The organism is Ideonella dechloratans (assembly GCF_021049305.1).
Taxonomy (GTDB): Bacteria; Pseudomonadota; Gammaproteobacteria; order Burkholderiales; family Burkholderiaceae_C; genus Ideonella; species Ideonella dechloratans.
Window position 1 is genome coordinate 716418 of sequence record NZ_CP088081.1, and the last position, 20860, is coordinate 737277.

The window sequence follows — 20860 nt, forward strand, 5'->3', positions numbered from 1 at the left end:
GCCCATGACCTTCACCACCCTGGACCACCTGCCCGACGACGTCGCCGCGGGTCTGATCGCTGGATCGCTCTCGCCCTACCTGGGCCCCGGCATGCTCAGCCTGTGCGCCGACCTGCCGGTGCCCGGCGACCCGCTGGCCCTGGCGACCGTGCTGACCACCCGCAACAGCGTGCCCGGCAAGATCAAGAACCGCCTGACCCAGGCCGCGCAGTTCATCGAGAACTTCAAGCACCGCAAGACCCTGGTCAGCGGCATGGACCTGGCCTATGCGGCCCTGCCGGCGCCCAGCGCCTTGCACCGCTGGGTCGCCAGCCTGAAGACCCCGCTGATCGTCGACGCCTGGTACGACGACACGATGCGCGGTGCCCTGGGCGCGCGCGCCGATTGGGCCGAGGTGCAGGGCCTGTCGCAGAGCGAACACTTCGGCACCTGGTTCGGTTGGTACGGCGCCGATGGCCAGCCGCTGACCGAGGAGCCGGTGGACGTGGCCACCGTGTTCTACAAGCCCTGGGGCGGCCACCTGCCGGCCAGCAACTACCTGGTGTCCGACTCGGACCACGTCGAGGTGCTGACCGAGATCGACATCCAGACGCCCATCCCGCCGGTGGTGCAGGCGCGCCGCGCCAAGCTGGGCTTCGTGTTCCTGGGCTGCCGCTTCAACGACCAGCTGCCGCGCACCTTCGCCCGCCAGATCATGAAGCGCTCCGGCGGCCCGCACTACGCCATCCTGCCCGATGCGCCCACCCGCATGGAGGCCCGCTTCCTGGAGGAGCAGGGCATCACCCGCATCGCGCTGCCGCTGGCCGAGGTGGCCGCGCAGCTCACCCGGGGCGTGGCCCTTGCGGCCTGAGCCCTCTTTCACCCCCAAGACCCCCAAGAGGAGAAGACCATGAGCACCCTGACCATCCTGCCTTCCGGTGCCACCCTGGACGTGAGCGAAGGCGCCAACCTGCTGCAGACCCTGCTGGCCGCCGGCGAGAAGCTGGTGAGCAAGTGCGGCGGCAAGGCCAGCTGCGGCGCCTGCCATGTGTTCATCAAGGAAGGGCGAAAGGGCGTTTCCAAGATGACCCCCGAGGAGAACGCCAAGCTCGACAGCCTGGTGGGCGTGAGCAGCAAGTCCCGCCTGGCCTGCCAGGTCAACATCCTGGGCACCGAGCCGGTGACCGTGGAGCTGCTGGGCGCGCTCTCGGGCTTCTGACCCCTTCTCCACCACCCTGTCCCCAGGAGGCCCCATGGACAAGATGCTGGACGTGGCCATCGTCGGTGGCGGCGTGTGCGGGCTGGCGCTGGCGCACAGCCTGCAGGCCCGCCGCCTGGATTGGGCGCTGTTCGAGGGCCGTGATCGCCTGGGCGGCCGGGTGCTGACGGCCACCGGCGTCCAGGGCCAGCCCTTGGACCTGGGGCCCACCTGGTACTGGCCTGACCACCAGCCCTCGATGGCCCGGCTGGTGGCCGATCTGGGCCTGGAGACGGTGGCCCAGGCCGACGATGGCCGGGTGCTGTTGCTGGACCAGGCCGCCGAGCCCCCGGCCACGGTGGCCGTGGCCAGCGCTACGGCGCAGGACGGCGACGCCACCCTGCCGGCCCCGCCCGGGCAGGGCAGCCTGCACGGCGGCGCGCGTCGCCTGGCCGGTGGCATGGCCGCCCTGGTGGCGGCCCTGGCCCGACCGCTGCCGTTGACCCGGTTGCACCTGGGCCAGACCCTGCTGGCCGTGACCGACGCGGGCGACCATGTGCGCCTGTCGCTGCGCCTGGGCGGGCAGGAACACACGGTGCGGGCCCGCCGCGTCGTGCTGGCCCTGCCACCGCGCGTGGCCCAGGCCGGCCTGCGCTTCGAGCCGGCCCTGCCCGCCGCGGTGGACGAGGCCCTGCAGGCGCAAGCCACCTGGATGGCCACCGCCGCCAAGGCCGCCGTGGCCTACCCCGACGCCTTCTGGCGGGCCGATGGCCACAGCGGCAATGCCTGGGTCACCCATGCCCAGGCGGTGCTGGCCGAGGTCTTCGACGCCAGCGGGCCGACCGGCGCCGCGCTGGCCGGCTTCAGCGCGTTGCCGGCGTCGCAGCGCCCGGCCTTCGCGCGCAGCATGCCGCTGCTGGTGGAAAGTCAGATGGCCATGCTCTTCGGCGAGGCCGCGCGCGACGGCGAGCTGCACTGGCAGGACTGGGCCGAGGAGGCCTTCACCTGCAGCCCGCTGGACCGCGCCAGCGAGGGCCAGGCCGCCCACCCCGGACCGGGCGCCGCCACCGACACGCTGCAGCTGCCGCAGTGGGACGGCCGGCTGATGTTTGGCGGGGCCGAGACGGCCCAGCGCGGCACCGGCTACCTGGAAGGCGCGCTGGGCGCGGCGGCCCGGCTGCGCCACCTGCTGCCGCAAGCACCGCAACCGGCCCACTCGCCCGAGGTCGTCAACGCCCATTTGCCGCGCCAGGCGGCTGCCGTCACGGGGGCCGCATGAAGCTCGCGCTGGAACGGGCCCAGGTGCAGGCCCTGAGCGAAGCTTTCCCGCGACTGGCCATGCTGCAGGACCAGCTGCGCTACACCCACCGGCTGGAACTGCCCTGGCAGCAGCTGCAGCTGGGCGAACTGACCTTCCTGGGCAACCTGTACCAGGCCCAGGGCGCCGAAGCGCGCCACCGCCAGCTCCAGGGCCTGCTGGCCGCCTTGCAGGACGAGGGCCCGCGCTTTGGCGAGGACGACGAGCTGGAGCAGCTGCTGCCGGCCCTGGCGCACTACCTGATCCAGGGCGCCCAGCGCGGCTGGCTGTTCGCCACCTCGCCCGGCGGCCGGGCGGCGGCCTGGGTGGTCACCCGGCTGGACTATGTCTCGGGCTCCAACGAGGAGATGGGCAAGGTGCTCATCGAGCTCAAGGCCCTGCTGCGCGCCGGCATCGTCAGCACCACGGTGCGCATCGTCGAGGCCGATCTGCCCGGCCATACGGTGGCCGAGATCCTGGCGGCCAAGGGCCTGCTCAAGGAGACGCCCGCGCTGCTGGCGGCCTACGACGCCATGGCCGAGCGCTACATCGACTGGCGCGGCCGCTATGGCGCGCAGTTCTGCGGCCAGGGCATCGGCTTCGTGGCCGAGGACCCCAGCGCCACCCACCGCGACACCGACTGGACCCGCAAGGACCAGGTGGTGCTGTCGGCCTCGGGCCAGCCCGCGCGCCTGGTCAATGACGAGGGCATCCTGCCGCCGCGCAGCGCCACGCTGGACAGCACCGGCGACATCCTGGGGCCCTATCTGCGCAAGGCCGCCAAGAGCAACCGCTACGCCGCCGAGGACGAGGTGCAGGCCGAGCGTGCGGCCCAGCCCGAAGGCCTGTTCACCCAGCTGCCGGTGCAGGGCTTTCTGTTCCTGTTCCACCTGGAACTGCACCAGCATCTGTGGGTGCATGTGGACGACTTGACGCCCTGCGTCTACCAGCCCGAGCTGAAGACCCGGCTGGTGCTGCCGCCCGAGCAGACCGACCTGATCGACATCCTGACCGCCGAGATGGATGTGCTGATGGACGACATCGTGGCCGGCAAGAGCGGCGGCACCACGGTGCTGTGCGCCGGCCCCCCCGGCGTGGGCAAGACGCTGACCGCCGAGGTCTATGCCGAGATCATCGGCCGGCCGCTCTACCGCGTGCATTCGGGCCAGCTGGGCCTGAACGTGGCGACCATGGAGACCGCGCTGAAGGAGGCGCTCACGCGCGCCCAGCGCTGGGGCGCGGTGATGCTGATCGACGAGGCCGATGTCTACATCAAGCGCCGCGACGACAACCTGGCCATGAACGCGGTGGTCGGCGTCTTCCTGCGGGTGCTGGAGTACTTCAACGGCCTGCTGTTCCTGACCACCAACCGCATCGACGACATCGACGAGGCCATCGTCAGCCGCTGCATCGCGCTGATCCGCTACCAGGCGCCCGACGAGGCGGCGCGGGCCCGCATCTGGCGCGTGATGGCCGGCCAGTTCGGCCTGGCGCTGGACGCGGCGCAGATCGACTGGCTGGCCCGCCACTACGCCCAGGCCAGCGGGCGGGACATCAAGGGCCTGGCCAAGCTGGTGACCACCTACTGCCACCACAAGCAGGTGGCGCCCTCACGCGAGGTGTTCGAGCGCTGCGCCGTCTTCCGCGGCTTCGAGCCGGGCGCCTGAGGCCCGGACGCTCACAGCCCCTCGAACAGCTCGCGCCACCACAGGCGCCGGGTGCCGCCGCCGCTGCCCGCGGTGGGGATTTGCGCCGTGGTCGTGCTGCCGTCCGACAGGCTGATCACGCCGATGATCTTGCCCGAGGTGGTCTTGACCAGCGAGGCGGCGCTGCCCAGCGCGGTGTCGGTCAGCATCACGCCGGCATTGCTGGCGCCGCTCACCGTGCCGCCGGTCTTGTAGTCCAGGTAGTTGAGATAGCTGGCCCCCCCGGTGGCGCAGGCGCTGGTGGTGGTGGGCACGTTGGAGACGACCACCAAGGTGCCGCTGACCAGGGTGGGGTCGGTGGTGATGCGCTCGGCGGTCTCGGGCAGGTCGACGAACCAGCCGTTCATGGTGCTCAGGTCCACGGTGAGGCTGTTGCTGGCCACGGTGCGCACCCCGCTGCTGTCCACCAGGGTCTGCTGGACGAAGCAGTTCGTCAGGCCCGTGGCACTGCAGGCGCTGGCCCGCGGGTTGGCATACAGCGCGGTGCTGGGCGAGCTGCCGGTCAGCGGGTCCTTGAAGGCGTAGAGGCTTTCCTGCTGGGTGGTGGAGACGTCGGTCACGCCCAGGTACTCGCCGGTGCCCACGTAGACCATGTGCTTGCCGCTGGCGTAGCCCAACTCCGGCGCGGCGGTCACCGGCTGGCGGTTGCCGCTGGTGTCGGCCAGGGTGGCCAGCAGCTGCACCTTGGCCGTGCCGCCGCTGGCGGTCAGCGCGCTGATGTCGAAGCGCCAGACATTGCCATAGAGGTCGCCGCCATAGACCTGCTTGGCGGTGTTGTTGGTGGCGGTGTCCACCCAGGCCGCCAGCCGGGCCAGACCGCTGGGGCAGGGGGCGGTGCTGCAGCCGGCCACCGTGGCGCTGCTGCTGCCCATGCCGTTGTCGATCTTGCTGATCACGGCCCCGGTCTTTGCGTTCAGCACCCAGATGACGCCGTGGCCGCTGCCGGGCGAAACGTTGTTGTAGCCCGAGCTGACGATGACCGCCCAGGTGCCGTCGGACAGCTTGGTCACGATGGGCGCGCCGTAGCTGTAGCCCAGGTCCGCATCGCTGATGTAGCCGGTGCCGGCGCTGGTGTCGCTGGTGAACTCCCACAGCACGGCAGGCGAAGCCGGGTTGGTCACGTCCAGGGCGTAATAGCCGCGGCCACCCTGGCCCAGGCCGCCCACCAGGATGGTGTGCCAGGTGCTGTCGTAGTAGACGTCGGCGCGGGTGGTGCTGCCGTCCACGAAGTTCACGTGGTTGGAGGCGTACTTCTTGTCGGCCAGCTTGTAGAGCTTGGGCAGCAGGATGGAGGGCACGTAGGCCCAGCTCTCCGCGCCGGTGCTGGCATTGAAGGCGTGCAGCATGCCGTCGTTGGCGCCCACGTAGACCATGGCCGTGCGGCCGGACTGGGCCGTCTTGTAGCCGCTGTAGCCCGCGTCGGTGTAGCTGAAGCCGGGCTTGGCCACATAGACCGACTGGTTGTTGACGATGTCGCCCAGCACATGGGTGCGGGGGACGTAGTAGGCGGTGCTGGTCGAGCCTTCGTTGCTGCGGTCGCCGCGCAGGAAGTTCACCAGGTTCACGCCGCCCACGCCGGTGGTGGTGCCCGCCGTGCTGCTGTCCACCTGGGAGGCGGTGGGCAGGCAGGTGGAGCCCGAGGAGCACATCTGCGACAGGCTGCCGATGGCGGCCACCTTGAAATAGGCCTGCTGACTGCTGTTCAAGGTGTCGTAGGTGAAGGCGATGCGCGCGCCGGTGCTGGGGTTGTAGGTGTAGATGTTGCGCGATGCCCAGGCGGTGTTGTCCAGCAGCGGCGGGGTGGTCTGGGTGGTGCTGGAGCCGGCGCAGTCGTTGCCGGCGCCGGATTGCGACCAGTCGGGGGTGCTGCTCAGGGCGCCGGTGGCCGCATCGATGTCGTAGCGCACCAGTTCGCCAAACCACTTGGCCGAGCAGAAGGAGGTGGCGAAGACGTAGTTGCTGTCGGTGCTGGTCAGGTTGGGGGTGCTGGCGGTGGCCGAGGCCGAGTTGCTGGTGGCGGCCGACACCGCGTTGACGAAGTTGGTCAGGCCGGTCTTGAGTTCGGACGGGTTGGTGGCGCTGTAGTAGGCGCCGCGCCCGTTGATGGCCGCGTGCCACAGATCGTCCACCGCCGTCTGGGTGTTGTTGACGGGCTTGGGCCAGTTGCAGGCGCCCGAGCTCTGCCAGGGACACACGCCGCTGCTCAACGTGCTGCTGCTGGTGACGGTGCCATTGGCCACGTCGTGGTAGTCGCCGCTGGTGGCCGAGGCGTAGTTGGGGTCGAACAGCATGTAGCCCGAGGCGCCCAGGCCCAGGGTGTAGGTGTACATGCGCTGCTGGCCGTTGGCGAAGCTGTTGCTGGAGACGTCGGTGCCGGTGCTGCGGTTGGTGGTGTTGCCGAAGGCGGATGAGCGGATGTCGGTGGCGTAGAAGTACTCGGCGACGTCGGCCAGCGTGTTGGACTGGCCGTTGCCGTCGTAGTAGGGACGCGACTCGCTGCCATCGGTGTTGCCGATGGCCGTGCCGTCGATCTTGACGGGCGAGGCCGTCTCGTTCCAGTAGCCGTCGGTGGACAGCAGGGTGTAGTTGCGCTGGCAGGCGTACTGCATCGGGTCGCTCGCGCTCACCCCGTTGATGCTGCTCTTCTTGCCTGCGAAGTAGAGCCCGGCCGTGTCCAGGGCGGTGCGCAGCGGCGTGGTGTTGTTGGGCTTGGCCGCGAAGAGCTTGGCGTAGAACTTGGACTTCTGGCCGCCGCTGGTGGTGGTGATGTCGGCGATGTCCAGGAAGTCGCTGCCGGTGTTGTTGTTGATGCTCATGTAGCCCAGCCGGTAGCTGGTGCCCAGGTCGATCATGGCCAGGCTGGCCGAGGTCTTCATCATCTGCACGCGCGTGTGGTAGTAGGCATACCAGTTGGCGTAGTTCGTCCGCTCCTCGGCCAGGGTGCAGGTGGTGCCGGCGCAGTCGGTGCGGGTGGTGGCCCGGGTGCTGGTGCCCGGATAGGGGTAGCTGGTGGTGGACGAGGAGATCGTCACCGTCTGGATCGAGCCCGGCACGCTGCCGCTGGTGAGCGCGGCGGTGGGGTAGCGCGGGTAGGTGTAGGTCGACCCGCCGGTGGGCGCGGTCTCGATGTAGCGGGCCTGGCAGGTGGTCAGAGCGCTGGTGGTGCACCAGCGCAGATAGGCCGGATAGGGGTAGCTGGTGCTGGCCGCGCTCTGGGTGGCGCAGGTCTTCAGGTTGGGGGCGGTGCAGTACTCGCCGGGGATGGAGACGTAGTAGGTCAGCGAGCCCGACAGGTCGGTGGTGCCGGTGGACTCGACGCCGAAGCCGTCCACGGGCACCTTGGTCCAGGACGAGGTGTTGGCCGCGGTCATGCTGGGATAGCTGGTGCCGTCGTACTTCAGCGGCGGGGTGTAGGTCACCGCCGGGTCGTAGTAGATGCCGTTGAACTTGGGGTTCTTGTAGAGCTTGGACGTGCCGCTGTAGTTGCCGGCCCAGTCGGGCAGGTAGGGGTAGCTCATGCTGCCCGAGTCGTCCAGGATGAACAGGATGTTGGGCTTGACCAGGGTGGCGGTGGAGGTCTCCAGCGGCGAGCTGGCGAGGTCGGTGCTGGCCGCCCAGGGGCGCAGCGGCGTGCACAGCACGGCGGCGGCCAGCAGCAGGCCGCGCAGCAGGTGGCCCGGGTGCGGGAGGGGGGAGCGGGTGGGGTTCATGCGGCAGCCCTCTGTGGTCACAGCGCCACCATGGCCTGGGTGTAGCTCACGGTGTTGCGGGGTCCCTCGGTGCGGACGGTGATGCGGTAATAGACCTGGCTGGTGCAGCCGGGCGTGTTGCTGTTGACGTTGTGGCTCTGGCCGCACTCGGCGGTGGACGGGTCGGCCGCGCAGGTGCCGGTGGCGGCCTCGCCGGTGCTGCTGCACAGGCGCTCGATGGCGTAGGCCACCCGATTGCCGGCCGCGTCGGCGTCCAGGCTCACCTTGCTGCCGGCGATGGCGCTCCACAGCGTGGCCGGGCTCTGGCTGCCTGTCATGTCGGCGGTGGTGGCGTGGTAGCCGCTGGCCGCCACGTCGTTGTAGAGCGTGCCGGGCGAACTGCTGCTGGTGCTCTTGAGCCAGGCGATGGCTTTCTCCACCCCCTGGTCGCCGGAAGCCACGGCCGACTGCCGGAAGGTGAGGTTGCCCACCAGCCAGGTGCCGCTCCCGGTGCTGTAGAGCATGGCCGCGGTGGACAGGGCCATCACCACCAGCACCACCAGGGCCACGATCAGCACCATGCCTTGTTGGGCGCGGACGGCAGGGAGGCGGCGGCTCAGCATGACGAGGCTCCCAGCCACAGCATGTTGCGCAGCGGGATGGCCGCCTGCATCACGCGGTAGCGGTAGTCCTGCCAGTCGCTCAGGCCGCTCAGGTCGATGGCCGCGTCGGCATCGCCGTCCCAGGCCGGGGCGGCTGCCGTGGCGGGCACGCCGTCCACCTCGCGCTGCCGTGTCGTGCCGCGGCCCACCACGGCCATGCGCAGGGCCGTCACATGGGCCCACTGGCAGTAGAGGTAGCTGGCCGTGGCGCTGCTGCTGCCCGCGGGGGTGCTCTGGTCGTAGCCGGACAGCACCCGGGTGTCCAGGTCCGTGCCGGCGGTGGCGTGGCCGTACTCGGCCCGCAGGCTGACGATCTGGCTGGCCACCGGCACCCAGACGCTGGTGTCGTCGGTGCCCGTGCTGCAGTCGTGGGCCAGGTAGTCGCACATGGTCAGGTTGCCATGACGCACCGCATAGGCATGGATGCTGAAGCCCGCGCCCAGGTTGTAGGCGGCCGAGCTGTCGCTGCTGGTGCCGCTGCCCACCGCGCTCAGGCTGGCGGTGTTGCCGCTCAGGTTGCTCACCTTCTGCAGATTGAGCGTGCATTCGGTGCCGGTCAGGGCCGTGGGGCTGATCGGGCCCAGCACCAGGGCGTCACCGGCCGTGAAGGCGCCGGCGGTGGTCACGGTCACGCTGCCCGTGCCGCTGGCGCTGACCGCATCGCCCTCGGGCGAGCCGCCGTAGTCGCCGCTCATCACCAGCAGGGTGTCGGTGTGGGCGTCGCCGGCCGGCACCCGGTCGGTGTCGTTGACCACGACCGGCGCGACGACGAAGGTCTGGCTGGTGGTGCCGATGCTCAGGGTGCAGCCCAGCAGGTTCAGCGAGTTCAGGCTCTGCCCGGCCTGGCGGATGTCGCGCGAGAGCAGGTCCAGCGCCATCGCGGCGTTGACCTGGGCCTCGCCGCTGGCGTTGCCGATGCGCTGGGCCGTGTCCGACTGGCTGAAGACCTTGAGCACCGCGATGACCGCGAACATGCCCAGCAGGATGCCCAGCATGACCTCGACCAGGCTGAAGCCGCGCACGCGCCGCTGGCGCAGGGCAGGGGGAGATGAGAGGGGGGACGGCATGGCTCACACGGGGCGGGGGCTCAGTAGGGCACCTGGGTCACGGCGGTGTAGTGGTGTTCGAGCGGGCTGCCGCCGGCGCTGTCGCCCGGAGCCTGCCAGACCAGCGTGCCGCTGACCTGGTAGGACAGGGTGGTGCCGGCGCTGTCGGTCTGTGGCGTGACCGTGCAGGCCAGCTTGGCGCTGTCCACGCCGGGCAGGCCGGCGCTCTCCACCTTGGTCTTCCAGTCGTCGCAGACGGCGGTGTCCCAGCCGGCGGTGCTGTGCGACACCAGCTGCACCTGGGTGATCAGCTCGTTGGCCAGGTCGGCGGCCATCGCGCGGTCCCGGTTCAGGCCGGAGGACTGCAGCGCGCCGCGCTGGGCGGCCACCAGGCCCAGGATGCCCAGCGAGAACAGCAGCAGCGACACCAGCACCTCGATCAGGGCCACGCCGGCATGGGCGCGGCCGGCCGGCACACGGGCGGGGCGGCGGGGGCGGGCGGGAACGGGCATGGCCGCGGGCTCCTTCAGGCGGGGCAGTACAGGGGCGAGCTGCTGTCGGTCTGCAGCGGATCGCACAGCTTGACCAGGCCGGCCGGGTAGATCTCCAGCCGCAGGCAGCGCACGCTGCCGCCGCCACTGCTGTCCAGGCAGGCCAGGTGGCTGTCGGCCAGGTCGATGCGCACCATGGCGCTGGCGGTGCTGCGGCCCAGGGCGTTGAAGCTCACGCCGGACTGGGTGGCGTTCAGGGTCACGGTGTTGTTGCTGGCCACCGGCGACCTGGCCAGCAGGAAGGGCTTGAAGCTGTCGTCCACCACCGGCGCGGCGCCCGAGCTGTCCAGGATGTCCTGCCGGCCCACCAGGTCGGCATCGCAGGCACCGGCGGCCGACACGGTGGCCCCCGTCGAATCCTGCAGCAGGTGCACCACCCAGTCCGGTCCGGTCGTGCTGGCGGCGCAGCTGCCGTCCAGGCTGGTGGTCAGCTGCAGCTCCACCGGGGTGTTGCGACGGGCGGCTTCGGTGCGGGCCACCTCGATGGACTGCATCAGTGCCTCGGCGCGGCTGCGCAGCCGCACGTTGTGCAGCCAGGCCGAGAAGGACGGCACGGCCATCATCAGCGCGAAGCCGAAGATGGTCAGCGCCACCATCAGCTCGATCAGCGAGAAGCCGCGCATGCCGCGCGCTGACCCGGTGCCCATCAGCACGCTCCGCCGGTGTTGGTGATCCAGCAGCTGTCGCTGGCGGTCCAGCCGCTGGGCACGCTGGGGGTCTTCTTGTTGCCGTCCTGGTCGATCGTGTAGGTGAAGCCGGCCATGCTGTCGGCGCCCGATGCGGTCAGCGTGTAGGCCGTGGCCGAGGTGGCGCTGCAGCTGAAGCTGAAGTAGGCGCTGGTCGGGGCGGCCACTCCGCAGCCGGTGCCGGCTGCGTTCTGGTAGGTCTGGCTGTCCTGGAACCACTGCTCCATCTTGGTCTGCCAGGCCGCCAGGTTGGCGGTGGCCTCCGGGATGCGCGAGCGGGTGATGTAGCGCGAATAGGCCGGCAGGGCCACGGCCGCCAGGATGGCGACGATGGCGACGGTGACCATCAGTTCGATCAGCGTGAAGCCCTGCGCACGGCGTGCAGGGCGGCAGGGGCGGTGGGTGGCCATGGCGTGAATCGGCGAACACGGAGCTGCCATGCTGCCCAGGCCTGTGTTTCGGGCGATGTCGCCATGCTTCGCTGTGTGAAGAAGCTTTTCCGCGCCGGGCGTTTCCGGACGAACGGTGCCTGCAGGGCGCCGGACGGCGACCTCGCCATCTTCCCTAGAATTTCGTCCTTGGCCGCTCCACCCGGGGCGGCGCCTTGCCACGTACCGCGACACCCGCCATGACCGAAGCCACCACCCGCCCCGGACTGCCCGACCACCTGTCCACCGACCCCAAGAGCCCCTTCTACAACGCCCAGGTGTTCGAGCACGACATCGGCATCCGCTTCAACGGCAACGAGCGCCGCGACGTGGCCGAGTACTGCGTCAGCGAGGGCTGGATCAAGGTGCCCGTGGGCAACAAGGTGGACCGCAAGGGGCAGCCCCTGCTCATCAAGCTCAAGGGCCCGGTCGAGGCCTACTACCTCTGAAATCCCCCGCTTTTCGGGGGCGACAGCACCCCTGTGCCTGCCTACACTGGCGCGACCCGGGCCCTGTCGCACATGACCGAAACGCCTCCTCCCCTCGCAGCGTCGCTGGCGCCGGCCTTTGACCTGCTGCTCGACGTCGTCTGCATGGTCGACGCGCAGGGCCAGTTCGTGCACGTCAGTGCTGCGGCGCGGCAGGTCTTCGGCTACGCGCCGGAGGAACTGGTCGGCCGCCGCATGATCGACCTGGTGCTGCCCGAGGACCGGGAGCGCACCCTGCAGGCGGCCCAGCGGGTGATGGCCGGCCAGACCCACCTGAATTTCGAGAACCGCTACCTGCGCAAGGATGGCCAGGTGGTGCACCTGCTGTGGTCGGCCCGCTGGCTGCCGGAGGCCGGTTTGCGGGTGGCGGTGGCGCGCGACATCTCCGAGCGCAAGCGCGCCGAACAGGTCCAGGCGGCCACCTACGCCATCTCCGAGGCGGTCCACCGCGTGCAGGACCTGGGCATGCTGTGCCAGGAGGTTCACCAGAGCATTGCCACCCTGATGCCCGGCCACAACCTGGCCGTGGCCCTGCACGACGACGAAGGCCGTGCCCTGTCCTTTCCCTACTGGGCCGACCGGCGCGGCCCGGTCAGCCCCGAGCGCCGGGCCAATCTGGCGGCCTTCTGTCACCAGGTGATCCAGCGGGGCGAGGTGCACATGGTGCGCCGCGGGGTGGACCCGGAGGCCGAGGCCTGGGTCGACCCCGAGCTGCAATGCCGCGTGGGGGTGCCGCTGTCCACGCCCAGCGGGGTCATCGGGGCCCTGGTGCTCAAGAGCTACGGCGACGAGACCGGCTGCAGCGAGCAGGACCTGGCCCTGCTGCAGTACATCTGCACCCAGCTGGCCACCGCCATCGAGCGGCTGCAGCTCTACGGGCGGCTGCGCCACCTGTCCCACCACGATGCGCTGACGGGGCTGCCCAACCGGGCGCTGCTGCGCGACCGGCTGAGTCTGGCCATGGCCCGGGCGCGGCGCGGCGAGAGCTTTCTCTCCGTGCTCTACCTGGACCTGGACCGCTTCAAGGAAGTCAACGACACCCATGGCCACCTGGTGGGTGACCACCTGCTGCAGGCCTTCGGCGGGCGGCTCAAGGCCCAGCTGCGGGCCAGCGACACGGTGGCCCGGGTGGGCGGAGACGAGTTCGTCGTGCTGCTGGAATCCCCCCGCGGCCTGGAGGGCAACCGGGCTGCGGCCGAGAAGATCCGCCAGGCCTTCGCGGCCCCCTTCGAAGTGGATGGCCGGGTGCTGGCCATCCAGCCCAGCCTGGGCCTGGCCGACTTCCCCGCCGATGGCGAGGAGGAGGGGCAACTGCTGAGCGCGGCCGATCAGGCCATGTACACGGCCAAGGGCGCCCGGCCCTGAGCCGGCGCGGCCCCCCGGCCGGACAGCGACTTCAGGGCTGCGTGCCCGCCAGGCCGAACTGCCACAGCAAGAAGGCCATCAGGTCCGCCTGCTTGGTGTAGGCCTGCTGGGCCGTGCTGCCGATGCCGTGGCCGGCCTGCTCGTCCAGGCGCAGCAGCACCGGCTTGCCGCTGCTCGTGCTGGCCTGCAGCTTGGCGGCGGTCTTGGCGCTCTCCCAGGTGTCCACCCGCGGGTCGTTCATGCCGTGGATCAGCAGCACCGCCGGGTAGGCCACGCCCTTCTCGATGTGCTGGTAGGTGCTCATCGCCAGCAGGGCCTTGAAGTCCTCCGGGTCCTGCACCGTGCCGAACTCGGAGATGTTGGTCACGCCGTTGGCCGAGTTCTCTGCGCGCAGCGTGTCCAGACTGCCCACGTCGAAGATGGCGGCGGCGAACAGCTCCGGCGCCTCGGTCACCGCGCGGCCCACGAAGATGCCGCCGGCGCTGGTGCCCCAGATGCCCAGATGCTTGGGGTTGGTGTAGCCCTGGGCGATCAGGTACTTGGCCGCGGCGATACCGTCCTTCCAGGTGTTGGGCTTGGTGGCCTTGAAGCCGGCGCGGTGCCAGGGGTCGCCGAAGGCGCCGCTGCCGCGCACATTGGCGATGGCGATCACGCCGCCGCGCTCGAACCAGGCGAAGTTGCGCGGCAGGAAGCGGGCCTCCTCGCTCAGACCGTAGGCGCCGTAGCCGATCAGCAGCGTCGGGGCCTGGCCGTCCTTCTTCAGGTCCTTGCGGTGCAGGATGGCCAGCGGCACCATCACGCCGTCGTGGCTGGGCACCATCACCTCCTCGGCCACGATCTCCGGCACACCGGTCGGGGCTTGCTGGTTGCGCAGGCCGGTGTCGCGGATGCCGCCCTTGGCGTCCACCTGCAGCAGGCGCTGCGGCGCCGTCCAGGACGAGGTGCCCACCAGCGTGTCGCCGCCCAGGTGGGCCGGGTTGCCGTTGATCAGCGTGCTGCCGGGCACCGAGGGGGCGATGTCATGCCGGCCCTGGGCGTCGTAGCGCACCGCGCGCAGCGTGAAGCTGCTGCGCTCCTCGGTCAGCACCGCGTCCTTCTCCAGCTCGAAGCCTTCCAGCACGCCGGAGGCGGGCTCGGGCACCAGGGTGCGCGTCTGGGCCAGGGCCTGGTTGTCCAGCGGAATGGCCAGCAGCTTGCCGCGCGGCGCGCCCTGGTAGGTGCGGGCCACCAGCTCGTTGCCGCGCAGGGCGACGTCGGTGATCTTGTCCTCCGGCCCGGCGATGCGCTGCCAGTCGATGGTCGGGGCCGACAGGGCGGCCAGCGGTGCGGCGAACAGCTTGCCCTCGGGCGAGGTGGTGTCGGTGGTGCGGGCCACCATGTAGCCGCTGTCCGGGCTGAAGATCACCTGGCCCACGTCCAGGCGGTCCAGCTTCAGCGCGCGGTTGACGGTCGGGCCGAACAGCGGCCGGGCCTGGCTGGCCTTCTGGCCCACCGTCTGCAGGAAGACCGTGCTGTCCAGGTAGGTCTCGGTGTCCGGCGTGCCGGGCGGCAGCGCGCGCAGCTGGTTGTAGGCGAAGCGCTGGTTGTCCGGCATCCAGCTCACGCCCTCTTCCACCACGCGGGGGATGGGCTCGCCCACGGTGCGGCCGGTGGTGGTGTCCAGCACGTAGAGGGTGGCGTTCTCCGAGCCGCCCACCGAGATGCCGTAGGCCAGGTAGTGGCCGTCCCAGGAGGGCATGAAGTAGTTGATGGCGTGGGGCGTGCCGCCGGCGGCGCGGGCCAGGGCCTCCGGGTCCACCAGCACCTGCTCGGCACCGGCCAGGCCGCTGCGCATCACCAGCTTGAACTGGTTCTCGCCCGCCTTGCGGCGCAGGTAGTAGTAGCGCTCGCCGGGCATGCGCAGCACCTCGCCCACCGCGTCGCCGGTGGTCTGGGCCAACTGCTCGATGCGCTGCAGCAGCGGCTGGCGCAGCGGGATGGCGTCCAGCGTCTTGGCGGCGTAGGCCGCCTGGGCCCGCATCCAGGCCAGGGTCTCGGGCGTGCGGGTCTCGAGGTTGCGGTAGGGGTCCACCAGCGTCACGCCGTGCAGGGTTTCGGTCACGGGATGGCTGGGGGCGGGCGGCGGCGTCTGGGCCCGGGCGGGGGCGATCAGGCCACAGGCCAGGGCGCCGGCCGCGATCAGCGGGCGCAGCGCAAACAGGTGCAGGGGCATGGGGGTCTTCCGCAAGCGGAGCAGCAACTGGGAAGCGGCGGATGTTACGACCGAGGCGGGCGTCCCTGTGGCGTGCAGGGGCGGCACAGCTTGGGGGGTGGGTGTGTCCCCCATCCAGGGGGCGCCGCGGCAGCGGCGCGGGCGCATGCTGCGTGGGCCTGCATCCGGGCCAGGGAGACCCCATGGACAGCACCGACACGCGCCCCACCACCGCCGACGCGGCGCCCTCCGAGTCCACCCTGGGGCCGGGCGCGCGGGGCCCGGGCTGGCCCCGGACCGGTCGGGTGATGCGCGAGCGCCTGGAGGCTGCGCTGGTGGCCGGGGGCGCGGCCATCGAGGCGGCCACCCGGCAGGCCGCGCCACCCGCCCCGGCGGTGCTGGCCAGCGCCCGTGCCCGCCTGGCCGATGCCCGCGTGGCCGGGCGGCAGGGCCGCTTCTACCTGGCCTGGGACCTGGTGCAGCAGGCCGAGCGCCTGCTCAGCCCCTGGCTGCCCGAGGCGCAGCAGCAGCAACGCTTTCGCTGCCTGCAGGTCGAGGCGCTGGACAAGCTGGGCGGCTGGCGGCGCCAGGCCGCCGAGGCGGTGGCCCAGGCCGGCTTCAGCGCCGAAGGCCTGGTGACGCTGCTGGAGCTGGTGCACCAGGACAGCCAGAACCGCCAGCACAAGCTGGCGCTGCTGCAGGCCCAGTGCGCCACGGTGCTGGGCCTGCTGGCCGTGGCCCTGGGGCTGATCCTGGCCGAAGCGGCCCGAGGTGGCTACGGCTGGGTCTGGAACGAAGGCCTGTTCGGCAGCGAGGACCTGCCCCGGGTGCTCTGGAGCTGTCTGCTGGTGGGCCTGTTCGGCAGCCTGGTGAGCATGTGCTTTCGCCTGGCCGACACGCCCCAGGACCACAAGATCCCCCAGCTGCGCAGCAGCTTCGTGGTGCTGACGCTGCGCGCCGTGGTGGGGGCCTCGGCGGCGGTGCCGCTGGTCTTTCTGGTGCACAGCGGCCTGGTGCAGCTGGGGCCGGCCAAGGTGCTGGTGGGGGCCAGCTTCCTGGCCGGCTTCTCCGAGCGCTGGTTCGTCGCCATGCTGGACAAGGCGGCCCGCTGAGCGGGGCCGCAGGGTCTCAGTGCCGGCCCACCGGGGTGGCCATGCGCACCCCCCAGGCGGCGGCAGCCGCCAGCGTGGCCAGGGCCACCACCGCCAGCCAGCCGCCGTGGGCCAGGGCCTGGCTGCCCAGGGCCGAGCCGGCGGCCATGCCGATGAACATGGCGGTCAGCAGCACCGCGTTCAGGCGGCTGCGGGCGGCCGGCTCCAGGCTGTAGATCAGCGTCTGGTGGGCCACCAGCGTGGCCTGCACGCCGAAGTCGAAGCCGATGGTGGCCAGCACCAGCAGCGGCAGCCAGGCCGGGGTCGGCAGCCACAGCTCCAGCGCCATGGCGGCGAAGGACAGGGCGGTCAGGCCGGTGCCCAGGCGGGTCACCCAGCCGGGGCTGCGGCGGTCGGCCAGCCGGCCGGCCAGCGGCGCGGCCAGGGCGCCGGCCGCACCGGCCAGGCCGAAGGCACCGGCCGTGGCGCTGCCCATCTGGTAGCGCTGGAACAGCATCACCGCCAGCGTGGACCAGAAGGCGCTGAAGCCCACCGACAGCAGGCCCTGGGCCCAGGCCGCGCGGCGCAGCGCGGGGTGGCGCTGCCACAGCTGGGCCAGCGAGCGCATCAGCGCGCCATAGCCCAGCGTGGTGGTGGGCGCCAGGTGGGGCAGGCCGCGCCAGCTGGCCACGCCGATGGCCGCCACGCCCACCGCCGCCAGGCCGTAGACGGCGCGCCAGCCGAACTGCTGGGCCACCAGGCCGCTGGCCACCCGCGACAGCAGGATGCCCAGCAGCAGGCCCGTCATCACCGTGCCGACGGTGCGGCCGCGCAGGGCCTCCGGCGCCAGCGCGGCCGCGGCCGGCACGATGTCCTGGGCCATGGTGGCCGTCACCCCCACCACCAGGCTGGCGGCCAGCAGCAGGCCCACGCCCGGGGCCAGGCCGCAGGCCAGCAGGGCCAGGGCCAGGCCGGCGGCCTTCAGGGTGATCAGGTTGCGGCGGTCGTGCCGGTCGCCCAGCGGCGCCAGCAGCAGGATGCCCAGCGCGTAGCCCAGCTGGGTCAGCGTGGGCACCAGGCCGATGGTGCCGGTGCTGGCATGCAGGCTTTCGCCGAGCTGGCCCAGCAGCGGCTGGCTGTAGTAGATGGACGCGACGGCCAGGCTGGTGCCGGTGGCCATCAGCAGCACCAGCGAGGCGGGCAGGGGGGCGCTGTCCGGATGGGACGGCGGGCTCAGGGGAACGGAGGGACTGGACATGGGGATCTCCGGGACGAAGGGGTGGAAGCGGTGACAGGGGCGCAGCCGGGGGGGGGCGCGATGGGTTGAATTCTCTCGGTGCATGAAAAATCCCGGTAGTGGGCTGAATCGCAGATTTGCTATACGCTGAGCGTATGAAACAAGCCCCCGCCGGTGCCGACCGCCTGGACCTGCTGCAGACCTTCGTGCGCATCGTCGAGGCCGGCAGCCTCTCGGCCGCGGCCCAGCAGCTGGGCACCACCCAGCCCACCGTCAGCCGGCGCCTGCAGCAGCTCGAGCGTCTGCTGGGCCTGCGCCTGTTGCAGCGCTCCACCCACGCCATGAAGCTCACCGGCGATGGCGAGCGCTGCTTCGAACATGCCAAGGGTCTGCTGGAGCGCTGGGACGCGACCCTGGCCGACCTGCGTGGCATGCAGGACGCGCCACGCGGCCACCTGCGGTTGCTGGTGCCCTCGGTCTTCGGTCAGCAGCAGCTGGTGCCGCCGCTGGTGGGCTTTCTGCAGCAGCATCCGGCCGTCACGGTGGAATGGCTGCTGCACGACCGCCTGCCGGACTTCATCGCCGAGGGCATCGACTGCGCGGTGCGCATCGGCCAGGTGGAAGACCCGGGCCTGGTGGCCATCCGTCTGGCGGAGCTGCCGCGCATCGTGGTGGCCGCGCCCGGGCTGTGGGGCGAGGGCCCGCTGCCGCGAACCCCGGCCGAGCTGGCCCGACTGCCCTGGGTGGCGCTCAACACCTTCTACCGCGACGAGGTGGAGCTGATGCCCGAGGGCCGGGGCCGGTCCGCGCGCTTCCCCATCCGCCCGCGCCTGTCCACCGATCACCTCTACGCCCTGTGCAACGCGGTGCGCGGCGGGCTGGGGGTGGGCATCGCCTCCACCTGGGCGGTGGCCGAGGACCTGGCCGCCGGCCGTCTGGTGCAGCTGGCGCCGGACTGGACGGCGCCGGCCCTGCCGATCTCGCTGGTGCATCCGCCCGGGCGCTTCCCGCCGGCCCGGCTGCGAGCCTTCATCGCGCTGATGCGCGACTACCTGCCCCAGGTGCCCGGTGTGCGCCCGCCCAGCCGGCCGCCGCTGTCGGTCTGAAGTTCAGGCGCTGTCGGGGGCGCAAGGCGCAAAGCGCACCTGGGCGCGCAGGCCCGTGGCGGCCTCCTTGCCGGTCGGCGGTGGGCGGTCCAGCACCACCTCGGCACCCCAGGCGGTGGCGATCTCGCGCACGATGGCCAGGCCCAGGCCGGTGCCCTCGGTGTCGCCGGCCAGGCGGTAGAAGCGTTCGAACACCCGCTCGCGCGCTTCGGGCGGGATGCCCGGGCCGTCGTCGTCCACCGTGAACAGGCCCTGCGCACCTTCGCGGCCCACCGTGATGGTGACGTGGCCGCCCTCGGGGCTGTAGCGCAGCGCGTTGTCCACCAGGTTGGACAGCAGCGCATCCAGCAGGGCCGGCTGGGCCTGCACCGGCACCGGCTGCGGCGGGGCCGCGAAGCCCAGGTCGATCTGCCGGCGCTCGGCCAGCGCGGCCAGCTCCTCCACCACCCGCAGCGCGGCCGCGCCCAGGTCCACCGTCTCGCGCTGGGTGGCGGCGTCCTGGTGCTCGGCCTGGGCCAGCAGCAGCAGCTTGTTGGTCACCGCCACCAGGCGCCGGTTGCTGGCCTGCATCTCGCGCCACATCGCGTCCATGTCCTCGCGCAGCAGCTCGCCCGGGGCGCGGTGGGCGCGGCGGTGGCGGGCATAGGCGATCTGCGAGGCCTGCATGGCCAGCGGCGTGCGCAGCTGGTGGGCGGCGTCGGCGATGAAGCGGCGCTGGGCGTCGATGTGGCGGCGGATCTGCCGCGCGAAGGCGTTGATGGTGTCGGCCACCGGCCGCAGCTCGCGGTGCAGGCGGCGCGCATCCACCGCGATGTCGGCCCGCAGCGCGTCGCGGGTTTCCAGCTGGCGGGCCAGGCGCACCAGCGGCCGCAGCTCGCGCCGCAGACCGAAGCTGACGAAGGCTGCGGCCAGGGCCAGCGTGACCAGCAGGAAGGCCACCGTGGGCCACCACAGGCGCAGCGCCATGTGGTCGCGGCTGCGGGTGGTCTTGCCCACCGCGATGGTGATGGCCCGGCCGCTGCCGCCCTCGTACATGGCGCGCTCGGTCACCACCGCGCGCAGGCTCTGGCTGTCGAAGGAGGCGTCATACCACTGGGCCCGGTCGGTGCCCGTCAGCTGCCGCGGCCAGGGCAGCGGAAAGCCCGGCGAGCCGGCCAGCAGGTTGCCCTCGGCGTCGGTCACGCTGAGGTAGACGCGGTCGCGCTCGTCCGAGGCGAAGAGGCTCAGGGCCGAGGGCGGCACGCTGGCGGCCACATCGTTGTCTTCCCAGATCAGCCGGTCCGACAGCACCTTGGCCGAGGCCAGCAGGTCGTGGTCCTGCACATAGTCGGCCACCGTGGCCACGCCCTGCCAGGCCAGCCAGGCGCAGCCGGCCACGCACAGCGACAGCGGCAGCAGCAGCCAGGCCAAGAGGCGCAGCCGCAGGCTGGGGGCGGCGGCCGGAGCGGGCATGGGCGTCATTCCTCCTCGCGCGGGCGCAGCAGGTAGCCCACGCCGCGCAGCGTGATGATGGCCGCCCGGTGCCCTTCCAGCCGGCGCCGCAGCCGGTGCACGTAGAGGTCCACCGCGTCGGTGCCGGCCTCGTCCTCCTGGGCGAAGATGCTGTCGTGCAGGGCCTGCTTGCTGACGGTGCGGCCCAGCTGCAGCACCAGGGCCTCCAGCAGCGAGCGTTCGCGTGGCGGCAGGGTCAGGGCCTGGCCGGCCAGCGTGAACTGGCGGGTCGGCAGGTCGTAGGCCAGGTCGCCGCAGACGATGTCGTTGGCCTTGCCCGGCACCAGGCGCCGGATCAGGGCCTTGATGCGGGCCACCAGCTCGGGCACCTCGATGGGCTTGACCAGGTAGTCGTCGGCGCCGATCTCCAGGCACACCACCTTCTGGTCCAGCGCGGCCGAGGCGGTCAGCACGATGACCGGCAGCGCGCTCTGGCGCTCGCGCAGCCGGCGCAGCACGCCCTTGCCCGACAGGCCCGGCAGGTTCAGGTCCAGGATGGCCAGATCGTAGTGGTGGGCCTGCAGCAGCTGGTCGGCAGCCTGGCCGTCGGCCACCGTGTCGACGATGAAGTCCTGCTGGCGCAGCAGGCTGGCCAGCCAGTGCGAGAGCTCGGTGTTGTCTTCGATCAGCAGCAGCTTCATGACCGCGC

Annotated in this window: 18 protein-coding genes; 8 read left to right on the forward strand and 10 right to left on the reverse strand. The window is 71.5% G+C overall.

Features of this window, described 5'->3' with window-relative positions:
* Positions 1-4 precede the first annotated feature (4 nt).
* From LRM40_RS03330 to LRM40_RS03345, 4 genes are read left to right on the forward strand one after another with little or no spacing between them, the layout of a single operon-like run.
* Complete coding sequence (locus tag LRM40_RS03330) at positions 5-850, forward strand: SIR2 family NAD-dependent protein deacylase (RefSeq protein WP_151123815.1); 846 nt, start codon at positions 5-7, stop codon at positions 848-850.
* 39 nt (positions 851-889) lie between these two features.
* A complete protein-coding gene (locus tag LRM40_RS03335) occupies positions 890-1198 on the forward strand; it encodes a 2Fe-2S iron-sulfur cluster-binding protein (protein WP_151123814.1) in 309 nt (102 codons plus the stop codon).
* A 34-nt stretch (positions 1199-1232) separates the two neighbouring features.
* On the forward strand, positions 1233-2456 hold the full coding sequence (locus tag LRM40_RS03340; protein WP_231067703.1) for a flavin monoamine oxidase family protein: 1224 nt from the start codon (positions 1233-1235) through the stop codon (positions 2454-2456).
* Positions 2453-4141, forward strand: coding sequence for an AAA family ATPase (locus LRM40_RS03345; RefSeq protein ID WP_151123813.1), 1689 nt, complete (start codon positions 2453-2455; stop codon positions 4139-4141). Before LRM40_RS03340 ends, LRM40_RS03345 begins: the two co-directional genes overlap by 4 nt.
* Before the next feature lie 11 nt (positions 4142-4152).
* Here LRM40_RS03345 and LRM40_RS03350 read toward each other — a convergent pair whose 3' ends face one another.
* Genes LRM40_RS03350 through LRM40_RS03375 form a run of 6 tightly spaced genes read right to left on the reverse strand, consistent with a single transcriptional unit; the run spans position 4153 to position 11224 of the window.
* Entirely contained in the window at positions 4153-7890 is a 3738-nt protein-coding gene (locus tag LRM40_RS03350) for a pilus assembly protein (RefSeq protein ID WP_151123812.1), read from the reverse strand.
* A gap of 17 nt (positions 7891-7907) precedes the next feature.
* A complete protein-coding gene (locus LRM40_RS03355; protein ID WP_151123811.1) occupies positions 7908-8492 on the reverse strand; it encodes a hypothetical protein in 585 nt (194 codons plus the stop codon).
* The gene (locus LRM40_RS03360) at positions 8486-9598 is read right to left on the reverse strand and encodes a PilW family protein (RefSeq protein ID WP_151123810.1); all 1113 of its coding nucleotides are present in this window, start codon (positions 9596-9598) and stop codon (positions 8486-8488) included. The genes LRM40_RS03355 and LRM40_RS03360 overlap by 7 nt, the downstream gene beginning before the upstream one ends.
* A gap of 20 nt (positions 9599-9618) precedes the next feature.
* Entirely contained in the window at positions 9619-10089 is a 471-nt protein-coding gene (locus tag LRM40_RS03365; RefSeq protein WP_151123809.1) for a type IV pilus modification PilV family protein, read from the reverse strand.
* A 14-nt stretch (positions 10090-10103) separates the two neighbouring features.
* Positions 10104-10775 (reverse strand): GspH/FimT family pseudopilin, encoded by a 672-nt coding sequence (locus LRM40_RS03370; RefSeq protein WP_151123870.1) that lies wholly within the window; start codon positions 10773-10775, stop codon positions 10104-10106.
* Positions 10775-11224 carry a type IV pilin protein gene (locus LRM40_RS03375; protein WP_151123808.1) on the reverse strand — a complete coding sequence of 150 codons (450 nt, stop codon included), beginning with the start codon at positions 11222-11224 and terminating at the stop codon, positions 10775-10777. Before LRM40_RS03375 ends, LRM40_RS03370 begins: the two co-directional genes overlap by 1 nt.
* 218 nt (positions 11225-11442) lie before the next feature.
* Here LRM40_RS03375 and LRM40_RS03385 point away from each other — a divergent pair, with 218 nt between their 5' ends.
* A complete protein-coding gene (locus LRM40_RS03385; RefSeq protein WP_151123807.1) occupies positions 11443-11691 on the forward strand; it encodes a DUF3297 family protein in 249 nt (82 codons plus the stop codon).
* Between the two features lie 72 nt (positions 11692-11763).
* The gene (locus LRM40_RS03390) at positions 11764-13095 is read left to right on the forward strand and encodes a GGDEF domain-containing protein (RefSeq protein WP_151123869.1); all 1332 of its coding nucleotides are present in this window, start codon (positions 11764-11766) and stop codon (positions 13093-13095) included.
* Between the two features lie 31 nt (positions 13096-13126).
* On the opposite strand, the gene LRM40_RS03395 is transcribed toward LRM40_RS03390, so the two are convergent.
* A complete protein-coding gene (locus LRM40_RS03395) occupies positions 13127-15307 on the reverse strand; it encodes a prolyl oligopeptidase family serine peptidase (RefSeq protein WP_170288845.1) in 2181 nt (726 codons plus the stop codon).
* Between the two features lie 182 nt (positions 15308-15489).
* Here LRM40_RS03395 and LRM40_RS03400 point away from each other — a divergent pair, with 182 nt between their 5' ends.
* On the forward strand, positions 15490-16398 hold the full coding sequence (locus tag LRM40_RS03400; protein WP_231067704.1) for a hypothetical protein: 909 nt from the start codon (positions 15490-15492) through the stop codon (positions 16396-16398).
* 16 nt (positions 16399-16414) lie between these two features.
* Here the strand turns inward: LRM40_RS03400 and LRM40_RS03405 are convergent, their stop codons facing one another.
* Positions 16415-17635: an MFS transporter gene (locus LRM40_RS03405; protein ID WP_151125959.1), complete on the reverse strand. Its 1221-nt coding sequence runs from the start codon at positions 17633-17635 to the stop codon at positions 16415-16417.
* Positions 17636-17769: 134 nt separating this feature from the next.
* Between LRM40_RS03405 and LRM40_RS03410 the strand changes: the two genes are divergently transcribed.
* Positions 17770-18720: a LysR family transcriptional regulator gene (locus LRM40_RS03410; protein ID WP_151125960.1), complete on the forward strand. Its 951-nt coding sequence runs from the start codon at positions 17770-17772 to the stop codon at positions 18718-18720.
* 3 nt (positions 18721-18723) lie between these two features.
* Here LRM40_RS03410 and LRM40_RS03415 read toward each other — a convergent pair whose 3' ends face one another.
* Both LRM40_RS03415 and LRM40_RS03420 read right to left on the reverse strand, forming a co-directional pair.
* Positions 18724-20172, reverse strand: coding sequence for a sensor histidine kinase (locus LRM40_RS03415; protein ID WP_170288994.1), 1449 nt, complete (start codon positions 20170-20172; stop codon positions 18724-18726).
* A gap of 5 nt (positions 20173-20177) precedes the next feature.
* Positions 20178-20852, reverse strand: a complete 675-nt coding sequence (locus tag LRM40_RS03420) for a response regulator transcription factor (protein ID WP_022981786.1) — start codon at positions 20850-20852, stop codon at positions 20178-20180.
* Positions 20853-20860: the final 8 nt, after the last annotated feature.

Bases quoted from the DNA above. Each gene is read 5' to 3' on its own strand.
- LRM40_RS03330 (WP_151123815.1), top strand. From the start codon at position 5: ATGACCTTCACCACCCTGGACCACCTGCCCGACGACGTCGCCGCGGGT.
- LRM40_RS03335 (WP_151123814.1), top strand. From the start codon at position 890: ATGAGCACCCTGACCATCCTGCCTTCCGGTGCCACCCTGGACGTGAGC.
- LRM40_RS03340 (WP_231067703.1), top strand. From the start codon at position 1,233: ATGGACAAGATGCTGGACGTGGCCATCGTCGGTGGCGGCGTGTGCGGG.
- LRM40_RS03345 (WP_151123813.1), top strand. From the start codon at position 2,453: ATGAAGCTCGCGCTGGAACGGGCCCAGGTGCAGGCCCTGAGCGAAGCT.
- LRM40_RS03350 (WP_151123812.1), bottom strand. From the start codon at position 7,890: ATGAACCCCACCCGCTCCCCCCTCCCGCACCCGGGCCACCTGCTGCGC.
- LRM40_RS03355 (WP_151123811.1), bottom strand. From the start codon at position 8,492: ATGCTGAGCCGCCGCCTCCCTGCCGTCCGCGCCCAACAAGGCATGGTG.
- LRM40_RS03360 (WP_151123810.1), bottom strand. From the start codon at position 9,598: ATGCCGTCCCCCCTCTCATCTCCCCCTGCCCTGCGCCAGCGGCGCGTG.
- LRM40_RS03365 (WP_151123809.1), bottom strand. From the start codon at position 10,089: ATGCCCGTTCCCGCCCGCCCCCGCCGCCCCGCCCGTGTGCCGGCCGGC.
- LRM40_RS03370 (WP_151123870.1), bottom strand. From the start codon at position 10,775: ATGGGCACCGGGTCAGCGCGCGGCATGCGCGGCTTCTCGCTGATCGAG.
- LRM40_RS03375 (WP_151123808.1), bottom strand. From the start codon at position 11,224: ATGGCCACCCACCGCCCCTGCCGCCCTGCACGCCGTGCGCAGGGCTTC.
- LRM40_RS03385 (WP_151123807.1), top strand. From the start codon at position 11,443: ATGACCGAAGCCACCACCCGCCCCGGACTGCCCGACCACCTGTCCACC.
- LRM40_RS03390 (WP_151123869.1), top strand. From the start codon at position 11,764: ATGACCGAAACGCCTCCTCCCCTCGCAGCGTCGCTGGCGCCGGCCTTT.
- LRM40_RS03395 (WP_170288845.1), bottom strand. From the start codon at position 15,307: ATGCCCCTGCACCTGTTTGCGCTGCGCCCGCTGATCGCGGCCGGCGCC.
- LRM40_RS03400 (WP_231067704.1), top strand. From the start codon at position 15,490: ATGGACAGCACCGACACGCGCCCCACCACCGCCGACGCGGCGCCCTCC.
- LRM40_RS03405 (WP_151125959.1), bottom strand. From the start codon at position 17,635: ATGTCCAGTCCCTCCGTTCCCCTGAGCCCGCCGTCCCATCCGGACAGC.
- LRM40_RS03410 (WP_151125960.1), top strand. From the start codon at position 17,770: ATGAAACAAGCCCCCGCCGGTGCCGACCGCCTGGACCTGCTGCAGACC.
- LRM40_RS03415 (WP_170288994.1), bottom strand. From the start codon at position 20,172: ATGCCCGCTCCGGCCGCCGCCCCCAGCCTGCGGCTGCGCCTCTTGGCC.
- LRM40_RS03420 (WP_022981786.1), bottom strand. From the start codon at position 20,852: ATGAAGCTGCTGCTGATCGAAGACAACACCGAGCTCTCGCACTGGCTG.